General features: G+C 71.6%; 16 protein-coding genes and 1 riboswitch. Of the genes, 3 read left to right on the plus strand and 13 right to left on the minus strand.

Annotation, left to right across the window (positions count from 1 at the left end; translation table 11 throughout):
* Both G6W55_RS34530 and G6W55_RS34535 read right to left on the minus strand, forming a co-directional pair.
* Window positions 1-385: SRPBCC family protein (locus G6W55_RS34530; RefSeq protein WP_175524603.1), on the minus strand; the 385-nt coding region annotated here is incomplete at its 3' end.
* 134 nt (window positions 386-519) lie between these two features.
* The gene (locus tag G6W55_RS34535; protein WP_175524617.1) at window positions 520-1,275 is read right to left on the minus strand and encodes a metallophosphoesterase; all 756 of its coding nucleotides are present in this window, start codon (window positions 1,273-1,275) and stop codon (window positions 520-522) included.
* 336 nt (window positions 1,276-1,611) lie between these two features.
* On the opposite strand from G6W55_RS34535, the gene G6W55_RS34540 reads away from it, so the two are divergent.
* Window positions 1,612-3,408 (plus strand): long-chain fatty acid--CoA ligase, encoded by a 1,797-nt coding sequence (locus tag G6W55_RS34540; protein ID WP_175524604.1) that lies wholly within the window; start codon window positions 1,612-1,614, stop codon window positions 3,406-3,408.
* A 58-nt stretch (window positions 3,409-3,466) separates the two neighbouring features.
* Here the strand turns inward: G6W55_RS34540 and G6W55_RS34545 are convergent, their stop codons facing one another.
* The 6 genes from G6W55_RS34545 to G6W55_RS34570 all read right to left on the minus strand — a co-directional run bounded on the left by G6W55_RS34545 (window position 3,467) and on the right by G6W55_RS34570 (window position 10,183).
* On the minus strand, window positions 3,467-4,609 hold the full coding sequence (locus tag G6W55_RS34545; protein WP_175524605.1) for a glycosyltransferase family 4 protein: 1,143 nt from the start codon (window positions 4,607-4,609) through the stop codon (window positions 3,467-3,469).
* A gap of 76 nt (window positions 4,610-4,685) precedes the next feature.
* Window positions 4,686-5,876, minus strand: coding sequence for a hypothetical protein (locus G6W55_RS34550; protein ID WP_175524606.1), 1,191 nt, complete (start codon window positions 5,874-5,876; stop codon window positions 4,686-4,688).
* A gap of 163 nt (window positions 5,877-6,039) precedes the next feature.
* Complete coding sequence (locus G6W55_RS34555) at window positions 6,040-7,062, minus strand: NlpC/P60 family protein (protein ID WP_175524607.1); 1,023 nt, start codon at window positions 7,060-7,062, stop codon at window positions 6,040-6,042.
* 224 nt (window positions 7,063-7,286) lie between these two features.
* A complete protein-coding gene (locus G6W55_RS34560) occupies window positions 7,287-8,327 on the minus strand; it encodes an NlpC/P60 family protein (protein WP_175524608.1) in 1,041 nt (346 codons plus the stop codon).
* Window positions 8,328-8,562: 235 nt separating this feature from the next.
* Entirely contained in the window at window positions 8,563-9,906 is a 1,344-nt protein-coding gene (locus G6W55_RS34565; protein WP_175524609.1) for an NYN domain-containing protein, read from the minus strand.
* A 37-nt stretch (window positions 9,907-9,943) separates the two neighbouring features.
* Complete coding sequence (locus G6W55_RS34570) at window positions 9,944-10,183, minus strand: hypothetical protein (RefSeq protein WP_175524610.1); 240 nt, start codon at window positions 10,181-10,183, stop codon at window positions 9,944-9,946.
* 182 nt (window positions 10,184-10,365) lie between these two features.
* Here G6W55_RS34570 and G6W55_RS34575 point away from each other — a divergent pair, with 182 nt between their 5' ends.
* Both G6W55_RS34575 and G6W55_RS34580 read left to right on the plus strand, forming a co-directional pair.
* Window positions 10,366-11,112 (plus strand): rhomboid family intramembrane serine protease, encoded by a 747-nt coding sequence (locus G6W55_RS34575; protein WP_175524611.1) that lies wholly within the window; start codon window positions 10,366-10,368, stop codon window positions 11,110-11,112.
* Window positions 11,109-11,390 carry an Lrp/AsnC family transcriptional regulator gene (locus G6W55_RS34580; protein ID WP_030794599.1) on the plus strand — a complete coding sequence of 94 codons (282 nt, stop codon included), beginning with the start codon at window positions 11,109-11,111 and terminating at the stop codon, window positions 11,388-11,390. The genes G6W55_RS34575 and G6W55_RS34580 overlap by 4 nt, the downstream gene beginning before the upstream one ends.
* A 44-nt stretch (window positions 11,391-11,434) precedes the next feature.
* Here the strand turns inward: G6W55_RS34580 and G6W55_RS34585 are convergent, their stop codons facing one another.
* The 5 genes from G6W55_RS34585 to G6W55_RS34605 all read right to left on the minus strand — a co-directional run bounded on the left by G6W55_RS34585 (window position 11,435) and on the right by G6W55_RS34605 (window position 17,829).
* A complete protein-coding gene (locus G6W55_RS34585; protein WP_175524612.1) occupies window positions 11,435-12,796 on the minus strand; it encodes an aminotransferase class V-fold PLP-dependent enzyme in 1,362 nt (453 codons plus the stop codon).
* A 131-nt stretch (window positions 12,797-12,927) separates the two neighbouring features.
* A riboswitch (SAM riboswitch) is annotated at window positions 12,928-13,044 on the minus strand.
* 75 nt (window positions 13,045-13,119) lie between these two features.
* The gene (gene trpD / locus G6W55_RS34590) at window positions 13,120-14,184 is read right to left on the minus strand and encodes an anthranilate phosphoribosyltransferase (RefSeq protein WP_175524613.1); all 1,065 of its coding nucleotides are present in this window, start codon (window positions 14,182-14,184) and stop codon (window positions 13,120-13,122) included.
* 143 nt (window positions 14,185-14,327) lie between these two features.
* Window positions 14,328-15,965 (minus strand): cytochrome bc complex cytochrome b subunit, encoded by a 1,638-nt coding sequence (locus G6W55_RS34595; RefSeq protein WP_175524614.1) that lies wholly within the window; start codon window positions 15,963-15,965, stop codon window positions 14,328-14,330.
* Window positions 15,962-17,020, minus strand: coding sequence for a ubiquinol-cytochrome c reductase iron-sulfur subunit (locus G6W55_RS34600; protein WP_175524615.1), 1,059 nt, complete (start codon window positions 17,018-17,020; stop codon window positions 15,962-15,964). The genes G6W55_RS34595 and G6W55_RS34600 overlap by 4 nt, the downstream gene beginning before the upstream one ends.
* The gene (locus G6W55_RS34605; protein ID WP_175524616.1) at window positions 17,017-17,829 is read right to left on the minus strand and encodes a c-type cytochrome; all 813 of its coding nucleotides are present in this window, start codon (window positions 17,827-17,829) and stop codon (window positions 17,017-17,019) included. The genes G6W55_RS34600 and G6W55_RS34605 overlap by 4 nt, the downstream gene beginning before the upstream one ends.
* Window positions 17,830-17,842: the final 13 nt, after the last annotated feature.

Below are 17,842 nucleotides of genomic sequence, written 5' to 3' on the forward strand. Positions count from 1 at the left end.
CCTTCTCGGCCTTGCGCTTGATCATGCCGAGCATGGGGATCTTGACGTCGACGGTGAGCTGGTAGGTGACCTCGGTGGCGCCCGCGCCGGCGGGCTTGAGGAGGTACGAGCCGTCGAGCTGGCGGAGCATCTGCGACTTCACCAGGGTCCAGGACACCTCGTGCTCGCCGGTCCAGGTGTAGCCGAGGACCTGGTCGTCCTTGATGGCGCCGGCGTCCATGACCAGCCGGACCTGCTCGGCGCGGCCCTGGTCGTCCTTCTTGAGGACCTCGGCCTGCTTCACCTCGCCGGTCCAGTCGGGGTAGCGGACGAAGTCGGCGATGACCGCCATGACGTCGGCCGGTGCCGCCTCGATCGTGATGCTCGAGCTGGTGTGTTCCGCCATCGCCGTGGCTCCTCCGGATGCTGGCCGGTCAAGACCGGGAGAGAGGTCACCGTGCGCGCCCTGGGAGCGCACGTGTGTGCAGCGTGAAGGCTACCGCGCGCCCGGGCGGCCGCCTTCACCGGTCGCCGCGGGCGTCACCACTCCAGGGCCCAGGGTGTGCCGCTGCTCGCGAAGTGCCCGACGTTGACGCACTCGGTCGCGCCGATCCGCATGCGCCGGGCGAGCGGCTGGTGGACGTGGCCGAAGAGGGAGTAGCGGGGGCGGGTGCGGTGGATGGCGTCCAGGAGGGCGCGGCTGCCGCGTTCGAAGCGGCGGGCGACGGTGTCGTAGACGAGTTCGGGGACCTCGGGCGGGATGTGGGTGCAGAGCACGTCGACCTCGCCGAGGGCCTCGATCTTGGCGGCGTACTCCTCGTCGCCGATCTCGTAGGGGGTGCGCATGGGGGTGCGCAGACCGCCGCCGACGAAGCCGAAGACCCAGCCGCCGATCTCGACGCGCTCGCCGTCCAGGACGGTGGTGCCGGGTCCGGCGAACTCGCTCCAGAGCTGCGGCATGTCGACATTGCCGTAGGTGGCGTACGTCGGGGTGGGGAACGCCGGGAACATCTCGGCGTACTGTCCCCGCACGGCCCGCTCGATGACGGCGAGCCGGTCGCCGCCGACGCCGCCCCAGAGGCGGGCGCCCAGTTCACGGGCCTCCTCGAAGCGGCGGGCGGTGCGCAGCTCCACCAGCCGGTCCGCGTTCTCGACGCCGAAGAGGTCGGGGAAGATCCCGCGGGAGTGGTCGGCGTAGTCGAGGAAGAGGACGAGGTCGCCCAGGCAGATCAACGCGTCGGCGCCCTCCCCCGCCCGGGCCAGGTCACGGGCGTTGCCGTGCACATCGCTGACCACGTGCACGCGGTTCCGGCGGTTTCCGGACGGTGTGGATGACATGTCGATCAAGCGTAGGCGTGTGTGGCACACGTGAACAGTGGCGGCGGGAATAGCGGTTACTGGCCAGTCAGTAAAGGGGTGGACTACTGTGCGCAAGGAAATATCAGTCCGTGTGACGCAGCGAACATCTCGTCGGGCCCCCTGTCGAAGACGCCATACCGGCGGGTAACGTCCGGGCAGTCCAGTTGTGCTCAGGATTTCAACGACCGAAATGTCTGAGCACGCCCGAGCCGTGGACCGCACCGTCGCATCACACAACGTCGTGGCGCCGGCGCCCTATGAGGAGCAGCAGTCTTGCGCGAGTTCAGCCTTCCGGCTTTGTACGAGGTCCCCGCGGACGGCAATCTGACCGACATCGTCCGCAGAAACGCCGCGCAGCATCCCGACGTCGCCGTCATCGCGCGCAAGGCGGGCGGGGCCTGGCAGGACGTGACCGCGACCGCCTTCCTGGCCGAGGTGCACGCCGCCGCCAAGGGTCTGATCGCCTCCGGGGTCCAGCCGGGCGACCGGGTCGGGCTGATGTCGCGCACCCGGTACGAGTGGACGCTGCTCGACTTCGCGATCTGGTGCGCGGGCGCGGTCACCGTGCCGGTGTACGAGACCAGCTCGCCGGAGCAGGTGCAGTGGATCCTCTCGGACTCGGGCGCGACCGCGGTCGTGGTGGAGCTGGACGCCCACGCGGCGGCCGTGGAGTCGGTGCGCGACACCCTGCCCGCCCTGAAGCACGTCTGGCAGATCGAGGCCGGCGGGGTCGAGGAGCTGGGGCGGCTCGGCAAGGACGTCTCCGACGCGACGGTGGAGGAGCGCAGCTCGCTCGCCCGGGCCGACGACCCGGCGACCATCGTCTACACCTCCGGCACGACCGGCCGGCCCAAGGGCTGTGTGCTCACCCACCGCAGCTTCTTCGCCGAGTGCGGGAACATCGTGGAGCGGCTGCGGCCGCTGTTCCGCACCGGTGAGTGCAGCGTGCTGCTCTTCCTGCCGCTGGCGCACGTCTTCGGCCGGCTGGTGCAGATCGCCCCGATGATGGCGCCGATCAAGCTGGGCACGGTCCCGGACATCAAGAACCTCACGGACGAGCTGGCGTCCTTCCGGCCGACGCTGATCCTCGGCGTGCCGCGGGTCTTCGAGAAGGTCTACAACTCGGCGCGGGCCAAGGCGCAGGCCGACGGCAAGGGCGCGATCTTCGACAAGGCGGCGGACACCGCGATCGCGTACAGCCGGGCGCTGGACCTGCCGTCGGGTCCGTCCCTCGGTCTGAAGCTCAAGCACAAGGTCTTCGACCGGCTGGTCTACGGCAAGCTGCGCGCGGTGCTGGGCGGCCGCGGCGAGTTCGCGATCTCGGGCGGCGCCCCGCTGGGCGAGCGGCTGGGCCACTTCTTCCGCGGTATCGGCTTCACGGTCCTGGAGGGCTACGGCCTGACGGAGTCGTGTGCGGCGACCGCGTTCAACCCGTGGGACCGGCAGAAGATCGGGACGGTCGGGCAGCCGCTGCCGGGCTCGGTGGTGCGGATCGCCGACGACGGCGAGGTGCTGCTGCACGGCGAGCACCTGTTCAAGGAGTACTGGAACAACCCGGGCGCGACCGCCGAGGCGCTGGCCGACGGCTGGTTCCACACGGGTGACATCGGCACCCTGGACGAGGACGGCTATCTGCGGATCACCGGCCGCAAGAAGGAGATCATCGTCACCGCGGGCGGCAAGAACGTCGCCCCGGCGGTCATAGAGGACCGTATCCGGGCGCACGCGCTGGTCGCGGAGTGCATGGTGGTGGGCGACGGGCGGCCGTTCGTGGGCGCGCTGGTCACCATCGACGAGGAGTTCCTGGGCCGTTGGGCCGCCGACCACGGCAAGCCGGCGGACTCCACGGCGGCTTCGCTGCGGGACGACGCGGATCTGGTGGCGGCCGTCCAGTCGGCGATCGACGACGGCAACGCGGCGGTCTCGAAGGCGGAGTCGGTGCGCAAGTTCCGTATCCTGTCGGCCCAGTTCACCGAGGACTCGGGTCATCTGACGCCGTCGCTGAAGCTCAAGCGCAATGTGGTGGCGAAGGACTACGCGGCGGAGATCGAGGCGCTGTACGCCAAGTAGCCCTCACTACGGCCGAGTCGGCGCGGGTTCCTCTCGACAGGGGCCCGCGCCGCCTGCGTCACAGCAGCGCCTTCAGCCGGTCGGCGAGCAGGTCCCAGCGCCACTTCTCCTCGACCCAGCGCCGGCCCCGCTCCCCCATCCGGCGGCGCAGTTCGGCGTCGCCGAGGAGGACGGTGATCCGCTCGGCGGTGTCCGCCGGGGAGTCGCCCGGCACGACCCAGCCCGTCTCCCCGTCGAGCACGGCGTCGGGCGCGCCCCCGGAGTCCCCGGCGACCACCGGGAGGCCGGTCGCCGACGCCTCCAGGTAGACGATCCCGAGCCCCTCGACGTCCAGGCCGCCGCGCCGGGTCCGGCAGGGCATCGCGAAGACGTCCCCGGCGCCGTAGTGCGCGGGGAGTTCGGCCCAGGGCACGGCGCCGGTGAACCGCACGGAGGCGGCCACGCCGGTCTCCCGGGCGAGCCTGCGCAGGTCGTTCTCGTACGGCCCGCCGCCGACGATCAGCAGCACGGCGTCCGGTTCGGCGGCCAGGATCCGGGGCATCGCGCGGATCAGGGTGTCCTGGCCCTTGCGCGGCACGAGCCGTGAGACGCACACGACCACCGGCCGGTCGGTGAGCCCGAGCCGGGCCCGCACCTCGTCGCCGCCCGACCCCGGGTGGAAGGTCTTCTCGTCGACGCCGGGCGGCAGTTGGACCATCCGTCCGGCCGCCTCGGCGCTCAGCGCGGTGGCGATCCGGGAGCGGGTGTACTCGCCGAGGTAGGTGAGCGTGTCCGTGGCCTCCCCGATCCGCCCGAGAAGCCGCCGGGCCGCGGGGAGTTGGGCCCACCCGGCCTCGTGCCCGTGCGTGGTCGCCACCAGCCGCTCGGCGCCGGCCCTGCGCAGCGCGGGCGCCATCAGCCCGAGCGGCGCGGCCGCCCCGAACCACACCGACGTGCACCCGTGCTCCCGCAGCAGCCCGACGGCCCGCCGGGTCGCCCCGGGCGTCGGCAGCAGCATCGTCGTGGAGTCCCGTACGACGGTGAAGGGCTGCTCGGCGTCGAAGGCGGCCGTCGCCTCGACGCCCTCCCGCGACCGCTTCCAGGTCGAGGCGTGGACGACGAGCCGGTCCGGGTCGAGCCGGAGCGCCATGTTGTGCAGGAACGCCTGGATACCACCGGGCCGGGGCGGGAAGTCGTTGGTCACGATCAGGGTCTTGTGCATCGCGGACGACCTTATCCCCGTCCCGCCGGGCCGGCTCACCTGGAGACCCCGGCCAGCTTCTTCTCGGCACGCCGGCTCAGCCGAGCTGAGCGACCAGATACTCCCTCCAGCTCGCCGTGAAGTCCTCCGGGGAGACGCCCAGCACGCTGTCCAGCGCCCCCTCGACCGCCCCCGGCCGCGTCCCGTGCGCCCCCACGGCCCGGTAGAACGCGTCCAGCTTCACCTCGCCCCACCGCTCGGCGATCAGCCGGCAGGCCAGCCAGCCGCCCTCGTACGCCCGGGCCAGCCGGCCCCCGTCCCCGGAGAACCCGAAGTCCTCGTCGGCGGGCAGCTCCTCCGGCAGCTCCCCGCGGGCGACCGCGCTGCCCAGCTCGGGGGCCGCCTCGCGCGGGGTGCGGCCGGTCTCGCGGTAGCCGACCCAGTCGGCGTACCCCTCGGACAGCCACAGCGGGGTGGCCCCGTTGGTGTGGGCGCGGGTGGCGACATGGGTGGTCTCGTGGGTCAGCACGACCTGCCGTCCGAGCTGCCCGAGCATGGCGTAGGCGTCGGGATTGACCACGATCCGGTCCGCGGGCGCCTTCGCCCCGCCGCCGGTCTCCCCGGTGGTGACGGCCGCGATCCCCCGGTAGGAGGAGGCGGGCGAGCCCAGCAGCCCCGCCATGTCGTCGAGCGACTTCGGCACCAGCACGACGACCCGCCCCGCCCAGCCGGTGCCCCAGGCCGCCGACACCGCCGGGACCGCGCCGTCCGCGAGGTCGGCGAACTCCCGCAGCCGCGCCCGGCTCTGCCCGGCGCCCAGCACCAGGCTGTGCGCGCCGCGCACCGCGCTCACCGTGCCCTGGTCCCACAGTTGCTCGGCGGCCTTCGGGGCGGGCCGCTCGGAGGCCACCGTCCACCGTCCGTCCCCGGAGCGGACGAGCCGCAGGGTGCGGGCGGCGGTCACCGGAGCCCGGTCGTGGCCCTCGACGCGGTAGCTCAGCTCGGCGTCGGCGGTCGCCGTGTCGCCGTCCCGGCGCACCTCGGTCACCCGATACGACCAGGCGGCCAGCGGGACGGCCCGCAGCCGGGCGTAGGAGGGGGCGCCGCCGGTGGCCGCGTACGCGCGGGCGTCCTGGGCGAGAACGGCCGCCGCACGCCGGTCCAGCACCCGCTGCACCTCGGAGCGCACCCCGTCCTGCGGGGCCCGGCCGCCGCAGGCCACCAGGGAGACGAGCAGCAGACAGAGCGCCACCACCCCGGATCCGCGCACCCGCCCGTGACCAGCCATCCTCCCGATCGTACGGCGGCCGGCCCGGCCGGGCGCCGGTCACGGGCGGTCGCGAGCGGGCCAGGGGCGGTCGCGAGCGGGCCAGGGGCGGTCGCGAGCGGGCCAGGGGCGGTCGCGAGCGGGCCAGGGGCGGTCGGGAGCGGGCCAGGGGCGGTCGGGACCGTCAGGGCCGGGTCACCGCGGAGACGGACATCATCCCGACCGGGTCGTAGCGCACCGGCGCGCCCGGGTAGGGGGCGTGGATGACCTGGCCGTTGCCGACGTACATGCCGACATGGCTGGCGTCGGAGCGGTAGGTGACGATGTCCCCGGGCCGGGCCTGGGAGAGCGGCACCCGCCGCCCCGCGTGCGCCTGGGCCTGCGAGGTGCGCGGCAGGGCGACCCCGGCCTGCGCGTACGACCACTGCACCAGGCCCGAACAGTCGAAGCCGGAGGGCCCGTTGGCGCCCCAGACGTACGGCCGGCCGAGCGCGGACCGCGCGGCGGCGAGCGCGGCGCCGGCCCGGCCCGAGGCCGGTACGTCGCCGAAGAGCCCCGGCAGACCGGCGCGGCCCGACCGGGAGGCCCGGTCCCAGGCGGCGCGCTCGGCGTACGGCAGGGAGTTGAGGAGCTGCCGGGCCCGCGCGAGCTTGTCCTCGACGGTGCGTTTGTGGCGTACGACGGCCTTGCGGCTCGCCTCCAGATCGGCGAGCTTGCGGGCCGCCTCGGTGCGGTCCTGGGCGAGTTCGCGCACCGCGCCCCGCAGTTCCTTCAGCTCCCCGGCCTGGTGGGCGGTGATGCGGTCCAGGACGGACGCCTTGTCGAGGTAGTCGTCCGGGTCGTCGGAGAACAGCAGCGCCAGGGAGGGGTCGAGGCCGCCGGAGCGGTACTGCGCCCCGGCCAGCGAACCGAGTTCCTCCCGCAGGTCGTTGATGTGCCCCTGCTGCCGGGCGATCGCGTCCCGGGCGGCACCGACCTGCTCGCGCAGGACGTCGGCGCGCTCCCCGGCCTCGTTGTACGCCTCGGTGGCCTTCTCGGCCTCCGCGTAGAGCCGGTCCACCTCGGCCCGGGTGTCCTCGTGCGGCGCGGCCGAGGCCGGTACGGCGGCGAGGGCGCCGAGAGCGGCGGCCGCGGCGGACAGCGCGGACAGGGCGCAGGTGGCACCCCGGTCGAACCCGGACGGTGCAAGGCGGCGATGGGACCCCACGGAAGCCGCGCTCCTTCCCCTGGCTGACGAAACGGGGCAGACAGTAGCCCCGAGTCCAGGGGGTGACCAAAGACCTCCGTACGGCACGCACAGTGACGCCCCGCCGCTGACGCAGGTCACCGGCGGGGCGTGGGGTCACATCGGGTCGTCGTAATTCGCCCGTTCGGGCGGTGCCGTGTCCTGATCTTGGACCGGCGGGGCGGCGCTTTCCCGGGCCGCTCGGGTCAGACGCGGACGCCGAACATGAACGGGCCGCCGATGGTGTTCATCGACTCGTACCGCACGACGGTGCCGCTGCGGGGCGCGTGGATGATCTGGCCGTTGCCCGCGTACAGGCCGACGTGGTGCAGATCGCCGAAGAAGAAGACCAGGTCGCCGACCTGGAGCTGGCTCGACGAGTAGATCTTCGTGCCGATCGTGGACTGCGACTCGGAGGTCCGGGGTATGCCGACGCCGGCCTGGGCGTAGGCCCAGGAGGTCAGGCCCGAGCAGTCGAAGGAGGACGGGCCGGTGGCGCCGTAGACGTACGGGGTGCCCAGCTTGGACTGGGCGGCGGAGAACGCGGCGGCGGCGCGGCCGGAGGCGGGCGTGGAGTTGCCCAGGTCGACGCGGGCGGAGGAGGAGCGGTTGGCGCGGTCCTGCTCGGCGGCCAGCGCGGCCTTCTCCTTGGCGGTCAGGGAGTTGAGGAGCTTCTGCGCCTCGGCGAGCTTGCCCTGGACTTCCTTCTTCTTCTTGCCCAGCTCGGTCCGGGTGGAGGCGAGGTCCTTGAGCTTGTCGGACGCCTCGGCGCGGTCCTGCGCCAGCTCGCGCTGCTTGACCTGGATCTTCTTCAGCGCCTCGACCTGCTGGGCGCTGAGCTGGTCCGCGGCGGACGCCTTGTCCAGGTAGTCGTCGGGGTCGGCCGACAGGAAGAGCTGGAGGGAGGGGTCGATGGTGCCGGTGCGGTACTGCGCGGCGGCCGCCAGGCCCATCGAGTCGCGGAGCGCGTTCAGTTCCTCCTGGCCGCGGGCGACGTTGTCCTGGATGGTGGAGATCTCCTTCTGGAGCTTCTCCTGCTTCTCCGTGGCGCCGTTGAGCTTCTCGGTGGCCTGCTCCGCCTCTTCGTAGAGCTTGTCGACCTTCGTCTTCACCTCGTCCTTGCTCGGCTTCTCGCTCGGCGCCGCGTTGGCTGCCTGGGAGCTGAGCGCGACGGCAGCGGCGGCTGCGGTGGTGAGCACGGTCACGCGCGCGCGACTCGGCTGCTTCGGTCGACGGTGGGACGCCACGGAGACGGGCTCCTTCTTTTGAGTGATCACCCGTGTGGAGGTTCGAGCCCAGACCTTAGTGACCCGGCCGTGATCACTTCAAATCCCCAGCCACAAAAAACACCTCACGCAACGCAGTTTTTTCAACTAACTCACGTGCGGTGATGCCGGGTTGACGCTACGTTGCGTGACGATTCCGCCAATTCGGGCGTTAAACCTGCAACATCGACCTTCGGGACAGGCGCCGTGACAGGCGTCAGGACAGGCGCTTGAGGAGGACCGCCGAAGCGACCGGCCGGGCCCCCGCCTTGGCGACGCCGTCGGCCACCTCGCGGTCGGTGGAGACGACGATCACCGGCCGGCCGGGCGGCTCCGCGCGCACGAGCTGGCGGATCAGCTCGTCGGCGGTCACCCCCGCCTTGGAGAACAGCACCCGCACCCCGCGCGGCGGCGCGAGCAGTACCGGCGCGGCCAGTTCGGCCCCGTCGAAGACACAGGTGACCTCGGCGCCGGTCTGCGCCGCGAGCTGGGAGAGCTGCCCCAGCAGCCGCAGCCGCTGCTTCTCCAGCGGCATCTGCGGATAGCCGGTCTTGGTGACGTTGTAGCCGTCGACCACGAGATGCGCCTGGGGCAGGGCGAGCAACTGGTCGATGATGGCCGGGTCGTTCTCCGACAGGGCGCGCGCGGCGATGTCCTTGGGGGTCATCCGGCCCGGCTCGACCGCGTCGACCGTCTCCGCGGGCCGCACCGACACCGGCGGCAACGCCAGTTCGCGGCGCAGCCCCTGGGCCGCGTCGAGCACGGTGTCGAGCAGCAGCCGGACCCGCATGTCCTCGACGCTGCGCCCCTCGCGGGCCGCCCGGCGGGCCGCCTCCAGGGCCGCCTCCGCCTCGCCGAGCCGCGCCTTGAGCCGCCGGGCCTCGCTCTCGGCGGCGGACACCTGGGTCTGCCCCTCGGCGCGTACGGCCTCCGTCTCGGCCTGCACCTTGCGCAGGGCCGCCTCGCCCCGCTTCACGTCACTGAGGGCCGAACGCAGCTTGCGGTGGAGGGACTCCGCCTCCTTGCGCGCCGCGTCCAGCTCGGTGCGCAGCCGCTCGGTGTCCGCCCGGCTCTGCTCCCGGGCGCGGTCCAGTTCCTCGCGCAGCCGCGCCAGTTCGGCCCGGGTCTCGTCGTCGACGCGCTCGGCGTCCGCCCGCTGGGCCTCCTCGCCCGCCGCGGTGACCAGCTTCACCCAGCCGACGGGGCGCAGCACATAGGCCGCGGCCGCCACGTCGAGCGGGTCCGCGGCCGGGGTCGGCGAGCCGGAGTCGAGGGCGCCGGACAGCTCCGGCTGGGCTTCTCTGAACTTCTCGGCGATGCGCTGCCGGAACAGCGCGTCGGTCTCCAGCGCGGCCGCCATCGCGTTGCCCGCGAACTTGGCCCGGCGGTTCGGGGCGAACCGGGCGTACTGCCGCAACTGCGCGGGCAGTTCGCCGACGGTCAGCCCGCCGAAGCCGTCGGAGACGATCTGCACGACCCGGCGGCGCACCCCGTCGGGCAGCGGACGGTCGAGCATCTCAGCGGCGCCGTCGCCCGGCCCCCCGCCTGCGCTCTCCACCATCCGTCACACCCCAATACGTGTACGGGGCCGGCTCCGGTCAGGAGCTGGCGCCCGGCCGATCCACGAGTTCCACCTGGTCCACGGCGTTGCACCAGCGGCACCGCACCGACTCGATGGTCTCACTGACCACCTCGCGCTCCTCCACCTTGGGCTCGCCCGCCAGGTCGAGGTGGACGTACTCGACGGCCTTCGACGAACGCGTGACGTCGAACCGGGTGAGGTTGCCGCACAGGGTGCAGCGCCACCGGGTGGTGGCGGTCGGCAGGGGAACCGTCATGGTGACTGTCCGCTCCTTCTGGTGTCGGGTCGCTGGTGTCGCTGGTACGAACGGGTCGGGCCGGAGGCTCCCCGCCGTGTATGGCTCGTAACCCTACGGCCTGGCGGGTCCTCACCGCCCGTCCGTCCACGGCGGCGAGGCGGTACGGGCGAGTGCGTCCCGTTACGTCATGCTCTGTGTTCATGATCGGCAAGTGGAGCGGCCCCCTCGGCGCCGCGTTCCGACGGGCTCCGGTGACGCATGTGCTGATCGCCGTGTGCTCCGCGATCTTCGTGCTGGGCCCGGCCGCGGGCCTCGATCCCGCCTACGGCTCCGGCGACGCCCTGCTCGCCGCCCAGCGCGCCTATTTCCGCCGCTGGGGGGTGATCCCGGTGGAGCTGTTCACGGACTCCCCGCGGGCCGCGCTGACCCCGGCGACGGCGCTGTTCATCCACGGTAGCTGGGTGCACCTCCTGGGCAACATGCTCTTCCTCTACGTCTTCGGCGTGATGACCGAGGAGCGGATGGGCCGCGTCCAGTTCACGCTGTTCTACGTCGGCTGCGGCTACCTGGCGCTGCTGGGTTACGCCGCGGCCAACGCCGGGTCGCCGGCCTCGCTGGTGGGGGCGTCGGGGGCGATCTCCGCGGTGCTGGGCGCGTTTCTGTACCTGTTCCCCCGGGCGCGGGTGACCAGTCTTCTGCCGTTCCTGTTCTTCCTGCCGCTGCGCTTCCCCGCCTGGGTCGTCCTGCCCTGCTGGGCGGCCCTCCAGTGGGTGGCGGCGGGCCGGGCGCCCCAGGGCCCCGGCGTGGCCTATCTGGCCCACCTGGTGGGCTTCGGCCTGGGCCTCGGCTACGCGTGGGCGCGGTTCCGCCCTGGGACGCGGTTTCGTCCTGGGACTAGAGTGAGGGCCACCCCCGCTCCGGCCCCCGAGGGAGAGAACCAGCCGTGATCACCGCGATCGTCCTCATCAAGACCAGCGTGGACCGGATCCCCGAGATCGCCGAGCGGATCGCCTCGCTGGAGAGCGTCAGCGAGGTCTTCTCCGTCACCGGGACCTACGACCTGATCGCCATGGTGCGGGTGAAGCGGCACGACGACCTCGCCGATGTGATCCCGGGCAGCATCAGCAAGATCCCCGGCGTGGAGGCGACGGACACCCACGTGGCGTTCCGGACGTACTCGCAGCACGACCTGGAGGCGGCGTTCGCGATCGGCCTGGACTCCTGACCGGCTGACCGCCGCCTCCCGGCCCCGGGGGACGAGGGACCCGGTCAGACCGCCGGGACGCAGCGGCCGTCCTGCGTGCGGTACGTCCACCGCGCACCGTCGGTGACCAGCTCGCGCACGGCCGCCACAAAGCGGTCCACGTGCTCGTCGGGCGTCCCGGCGCCGAAGCTCACCCGGATGGCGTTGAGGGACTTCTCGCCCGGCGCCGCCTCGGGGGCCCCGCACTCGCCCTGCGCCTCGGGGGCGCCGCCCAGCAGGGTGCGCACCAGCGGGTGGGCGCAGAACAGGCCGTCGCGGACGCCGATGCCGTACTCGGCGGACAGGGCGGCGGCGAAGTGGGAGCTGTTCCAGCCGTCGACGACGAAGGAGATCACCCCGACCCGGGGCGCGTCGTCGCCGAAGAGCGACAGGATCCGCACCTCCGGCACGTCGGCGAGGCCCGTGCGCACCTTCTCGATGAGCTGCCGCTCGCGCGCGACCAGCGTGTCGAAGCCGGCCTCGGTGAGCGCCTTGCAGGCGGAGGCGATGGAGTAGGCGCCGATCACGTTCGGCGAGCCGGCCTCGTGCCGGGCCGCGCTGTCGTGCCACTCCACGTCCACTCCCCCGTCCTCGCGCCGGGTGACCCGGCGGCTCGCACCGCCGCCCGCGAGGTAGGGGTCGGCGGCGCGCAGCCAGTCGGCGCGGCCGGCCAGGACTCCGGAGCCGAAGGGCGCGTACAGCTTGTGCCCGGAGAAGGCGACCCAGTCGACGTCGAGGTCCCGGACGGACACCGGGTGGTGCGGGGCGAGCTGGGCGGCGTCCAGGACGATCCGGGCGCCGTGGGCGTGCGCGGCCGCGGCCAGCTCCCGCACCGGCCACAGCTCGCCGGTGACGTTGGAGGCGCCGGTCACGCAGACCAGGGCCGGGCCGTGGGGGTCGCGGTCGGCGAGGGCCCGCTCCAGGGTCTCGACGGCCTGTCCCGGGGTGCGGGGGGCGTCGAGGTAGGTGACCCGGGCGTCCCGCCAGGGCAGCAGCGAGGCGTGGTGCTCGGTCTCGAAGACGAAGACCTGGCAGCCGGCGGGCAGGGCGGAGGCGAGCAGGTTGAGGGAGTCGGTGGTGGAGCGGGTGAAGACCACCTGGTCGTCGGCGCGGCAGTCCAGGAACGCGGCGACCGTGGCGCGGGCGTTCTCGAACAGGTCCGTCGAGAGCTGGGAGAGGTATCCGGCGCCGCGGTGGACGCTGCCGTAGTACGGCGCGTAGGCCGCGACGTCGTCCCAGACCCGCTGCAACGCCGGTGCGCTGGCGGCGTAGTCGAGCGCGGCGTAGGTGACCTCGCCACCGGTGACGAGCGGGACGGTGACATCACAGCCCAGAACGGGCAGCGGGGCACAAATGTCCTGGACGGAGGCAGCGGTGGAGACAGACATGACGGAACTCCCGTGAGAGGAAAGGAAGAAGAGTGAAAAGGGGTGCGCGGAGGCGGGGCTCGGCGGCCCTATCGCATTCGCTGGCTCACGGAAGACTCCCTCGAACGACCAGGACCCCTGGTGTCGAGAGGGGCCCGCGCTTGCCGTAGACCTCGCTGCCTACGGCCTGGTCTTCACCCGGGGCACCCCGCCACGGACGGAGGGTTGCCGGACAGTCGGCCGGGGCCTCATGACTGTCACTCATGACCTGGTACAGAAACTACGGGACGTGATCGCCGTCCCGCAACCCGTGTCCGGATCGCGGGACGGCGATTCCCGTCACGTCAGGCGTTGCTGGCGGTGACCCAGCGCTCCAGGACCCGGCGGGCCGCCCCGGAGTCGACGGACTCGGCGGCACGGGCCATACCGGCGGCGATCTGCTCGGCGAGCGTCCCCGCGGCCGGGTCGAGGGCGACCAGGGCCGCCGCCGAGTTCAGCAGGACGGCGTCGCGCACCGGGCCCGGCTCGCCCTCCAGGAGCCGCCGGGCGACCTCGGCGTTGTAGGACGGGTCACCGCCGCGCAGGGCCTCCACCGGGACCAGTTCGATGCCGACCTCGCGCGGGTCGAAGGTCTCCTCGGTGACCGTGCCGTCGCGGACGACCCACACCCGGGAGGTGGAGGTGGTCGTCAGCTCGTCGAAGCCGTCGTCGCCGCGGAAGACCAGCGAGGAGTGGCCGCGCTCGGCGAAGACCCCGGCGACGATCGGCGCCATCCGGGGATCGGCGACCCCCACCGCCTGCGCCCGCACCTTCGCCGGGTTGGTCAGCGGACCGAGCGCGTTGAACACCGTACGGATGCCCAACTGGCCGCGGGCGGCGCCGACATGGCGCAGCGCCGGATGGAACTTGACGGCGAAGCAGAAGGTGATCCCGGCCTCCTCGGCGACCTCGGCCACCCGCTTCGGCGTCAGCTCCAGATTGACGCCGAGCTTCTCCAGGACGTCCGAGGCGCCGGAGGCCGAGGACGCGGCGCGGTTGCCGTGCTTGACGACCTTGGCGCCGGTGCCGGCCACCACGATCGACGACATCGTGGAGATGTTGACCGTCTTGGCGCCGTCACCGCCGGTGCCGACGATGTCGACGGTGCGGCCCGGCACCTCGATCAGGTTGGCGTGCTCGTACATCGTCCGCACGAGGCCGTTGATCTCCGCGACGGTCTCGCCCTTGGCCCGCAGCGCCACCGCGAACCCGGCGATCTGGGCGTCGGTCGCCTCGCCGCGCATCATCAGGTCCATGGCCCAGGCGGTGTCGTCCGCCGACAGGTCCCGGCCGGCCAGCAGGCCGTTCAGCAGGGCGGGCCAGGAACGGACCGCCGCGGTGTCGCCTCCGGCGGGGGTCACAGCGCTCATAGCCGCTCCTGGGTGTCGTACGGGCGAGCAGGGCTCGCGCAAACAGGGTGTGATCCCACCCTATCCAGCCCGCGGACACGGCGAAGGGCCCCGTCCGAAGACCGGACGGGGCCCTTCACTCAGGGCGTGGCGACGCCTGGGGATCAGTGGTGGCCGTGGCCGCTCGTGATCTCCTTGTACTCCTCGACGGTCGGCTTGGGGATCTGCTGGTCCTCGCCGAAGTACGCGCCGCTGATCTTGGCACGCAGCTTCTCGGTGGCCTTCACCTTGCGCTCGACACCGTTCTCGTCGACCGTGGCGCCGATCGCGGCCGGCTCGTACTGCTCGTGGGCCGTGAGCGTGTAGAGCTGCTCCTGGCTGAGCGGCTCGTGCACCTCGATGAACTCACCGTGCGGCAGGCGCTTGATGGTGCCGGTCTCCCGGCCGTGCAGCACCTTGTCCCGGTCCCGGCGCTGGAGGCCGAGGCAGATCCGCTTGGTGAGGATGTACGCGATGACCGGTCCGACGAAGAAGAAGATCCGGACGAACCAGGTGATCGAGTTGATCGACAGGTGGAAGTGCGTGGCCCACAGGTCGTTGCCGCCGCCCACCAGGGTGATCATGTACATCGTGACCCAGGCGACGCCGAGCGCGGTGCGGGTCGGCGCGTTGCGCGGGCGGTCCAGGATGTGGTGCTCGCGCTTGTCGCCGGTCACCCACGACTCGATGAAGGGGTAGGCGGCGAGCGCCGCGAGGACGACACCGAAGAGCACCAGCGGGATGAACACGCCCAGGACCAGCGTGTGGCCCCAGAGGTTGATCTCCCAGCCCGGCATGAAGCGGATCAGACCCTCGGCGAAGCCCATGTACCAGTCGGGCTGGGCGCCGGTGGACACCTGGTCCGGACGGTAGGGGCCGAGCGCCCAGATCGGGTTGATCTGGGTGACCGCGGAGATGATCGCGATCACACCGAAGACCAGGAAGAAGAAGCCTCCGGCCTTGGCCATGTACACCGGCAGCAGCGGCATGCCGACGACGTTCTTGTTGTTCTTGCCGGGGCCCGCGAACTGCGTGTGCTTGTGGTAGAAGACCAGGATCAGGTGCGCCACCATCAGGCCGAGCATGATGCCCGGCAGCAGCAGGATGTGGATCGAGTAGAACCGCGCCACGAAGTCGTGGCCCGGGAACTCCCCGCCGAACAGGAACATCGAGATGTACGTGCCGACGATCGGCATCGACAGGATGGCGCCCTGGGTGAAGCGGACACCGGTGCCGGAGAGCAGGTCGTCCGGGAGCGAGTAGCCGGTGAAACCGGTGAACATGCCCAGGACGAACAGCAGGAAGCCGAACAGCCAGTTGATCTCACGCGGCTTGCGGAATGCGCCCGTGAAGAACACGCGCATCATGTGCACGAACATGCCGGCGAGGAAGATCAGCGCCGCCCAGTGGTGGATCTGCCGGATCAGCAGACCGCCGCGCACGTCGAAGGAGATGTGCAGCGTCGAGCTGAACGCCTCCGACATGAGCTGTCCCTGGAGCGGGACGTAACTGCCGTGGTACTCCACCTCGTTCATCGACGGGTGGAAGAACAGCGTCAGATAGACACCGGTCAGGATGATGATGAGGAAGCTGTACATGCAGACTTCGCCCAGCATGAACGACCAGTGGTCGGGGAAGATCTTCCGCATGTTGGCCTTGGCCAGGGAGTAGATCCCCAGCCGGCCGTCGGCCCAGTCGGCGATGCGCTCGCCGGCCGGGGCCTTGCCGCGTTCGCGGGCCTCGGTGTTCTCTGTGGTGCTCATCCGCGCTCCCAGAAGGCAGGACCGACGGGCTCTTCGAAGTCGCTGAGCGCCTCGAGGTAGCCCTCGTCGTTCACACCGATGCGCAACTGCGGCAGGGCGTGACCGGCCGGGCCGAAGATCACTCGGGCACCGTCGGAGAGGTCGAAGGTGGACTGGTGGCAGGGGCACAGCACGTGGTGCGTCTGCTGCTCGTACAGGGAGATCGGGCAGCCGACGTGGGTGCAGATCTTCGAGTACGCCACGATGCCTTCGTGCGACCACTCGAGCTCGCGCTTGTCCTTGATGTTCTCCGGCTGGAGCCGGACGATCATCAGGGCCGCCTTGGCGATCTCGTTCTGGAAGTTCTCGTCGTGCTCCTCCAGGCCCTCGGGCATGGCGAAGGTGAGCGAACCGACGGCGACGTCCGAGGGACGCAGCGGCTCGTTCGTGTTCATGTTGACGAGCAGCTTGCCCTTGGCCCACAGCGTGTGGCGCAGCTTGTCCTCGGGCAGCGGGCCGAGGTCGCGCAGCAGCACGATGCCGGAGAGCGGCACCAGGGTGAGCGCGCCGAACATCGTGTTGCGGATCAGCTTGCGCCGGCCGATGGCCGACTCCTGGGCGCCCGCCTTGAAGTCCGCGTGGACCTTGGCGCGCACCTCGGGGGAGGCGGCGATCGGGTGCCGCTCGTCGGCGACCTCCACGTCGGACATCAGGGTGCGGGCCCAGTGGACCGCGCCGGCGCCGATGGTGAACAGCGCCGTGCCCAGGGTCAGACCCAGCGCGAAGTTCAGCGCGCTGATGTGGCCGATCGGGAACACGAAGATCGACTTGTCGGCGGGGATCGTCACGAAGGACGCGATGAAGCCGACGGTCGCGAGCATCGAGAGCGTGAACAGGAAGGCGACCGCACGCTCGGACCGCTTGGCGGCCCGCTCGTCGATGTCCTGGATCCGGTGCTCGTGCGGCGGCAGTCCCGGGTCGGCGAACGGGTTCTTCTCGTCCGCCACGGTGACCGCACCGTGCGCGTGGCCCTGCTCTGCGGGCAGGTTCTCTTCTGGAATGTCTTGGCTACTCATGACTTCTTGGCCTTTGCGGTCCGAGCGGCGACCCAGACGGCGACCGCGATCAGGGCGCCGAGACCGAAGATCCAGGCGAACAGGCCCTCGCTGACGGGGCCGAGGCCGCCCAGCTCCAGACCGCCCGGGTTCACCGTCTCGTCGCTGTTGACCGCGTGCAGGTACGCGATGATGTCCTTCTTGTTCTGCTCCGACAGCGTGGTGTCGGGGAAGGAGGGCATGTTCTGCGGGCCGGTCTGCATGGCCTCGTAGATGTGCTTCGGGTCCACGCCCTCGAGGGTCGGGGCGTACTTGCCCTTGGTGAGGGCACCGCCCTTGCCGGTGAAGTTGTGGCACTGCGCGCAGTTGGTGCGGAACAGCTCGCCGCCCTTGGCGATGTCGGCGCCCTCCGGGCCGTACTGGGCCTCGGTGGGGACGTTCGGGCCGGCGCCGAGGGAGGCGACGTACGCGGCGAGCTGGTCGATCTGGGCCTGCGTGTAGATGACCTTCTTCTTGGGCACCTGGGCGCCCTGGGAGGTCGCCGCCGGCATACGCCCGGTGCCGACCTGGAAGTCGACGGCCGCGGCGCCCACGCCGACCAGGCTCGGACCGTCGGAACTGCCCTGACCGCCGGTGCCGTGGCAGCTTGCGCAGCCTACGGCGTAGAGCTTCTTGCCCTCTTCGATGGCCAGGGACTGGGCGGTTTCATCTGCCTGCGCCTTGCTCGCGGGCGCGAACGCGGCGTACAGCCCCCCCGTGCACGCCAGCGCGAGGAGTAGGACGACGAGCGCCGCCAGCGGATGGCGTCGTCGTGCGGAGAGCTTTTTCACGGATTACCCCGGT

It is taken from the genome of Streptomyces sp. CAI-85 (assembly GCF_013363615.1).
GTDB classification, from domain to species: Bacteria; Actinomycetota; Actinomycetes; order Streptomycetales; family Streptomycetaceae; genus Streptomyces; species Streptomyces antibioticus_B.

Bases quoted from the DNA above. Each gene is read 5' to 3' on its own strand.
- G6W55_RS34595 (WP_175524614.1), bottom strand. From the start codon at position 15,965: ATGAGCACCACAGAGAACACCGAGGCCCGCGAACGCGGCAAGGCCCCG.
- trpD (WP_175524613.1), bottom strand. From the start codon at position 14,184: ATGAGCGCTGTGACCCCCGCCGGAGGCGACACCGCGGCGGTCCGTTCC.
- G6W55_RS34600 (WP_175524615.1), bottom strand. From the start codon at position 17,020: ATGAGTAGCCAAGACATTCCAGAAGAGAACCTGCCCGCAGAGCAGGGC.
- G6W55_RS34570 (WP_175524610.1), bottom strand. From the start codon at position 10,183: ATGACGGTTCCCCTGCCGACCGCCACCACCCGGTGGCGCTGCACCCTG.
- G6W55_RS34565 (WP_175524609.1), bottom strand. From the start codon at position 9,906: ATGGTGGAGAGCGCAGGCGGGGGGCCGGGCGACGGCGCCGCTGAGATG.
- G6W55_RS34550 (WP_175524606.1), bottom strand. From the start codon at position 5,876: ATGGCTGGTCACGGGCGGGTGCGCGGATCCGGGGTGGTGGCGCTCTGT.
- G6W55_RS34545 (WP_175524605.1), bottom strand. From the start codon at position 4,609: ATGCACAAGACCCTGATCGTGACCAACGACTTCCCGCCCCGGCCCGGT.
- G6W55_RS34575 (WP_175524611.1), top strand. From the start codon at position 10,366: ATGATCGGCAAGTGGAGCGGCCCCCTCGGCGCCGCGTTCCGACGGGCT.
- G6W55_RS34585 (WP_175524612.1), bottom strand. From the start codon at position 12,796: ATGTCTGTCTCCACCGCTGCCTCCGTCCAGGACATTTGTGCCCCGCTG.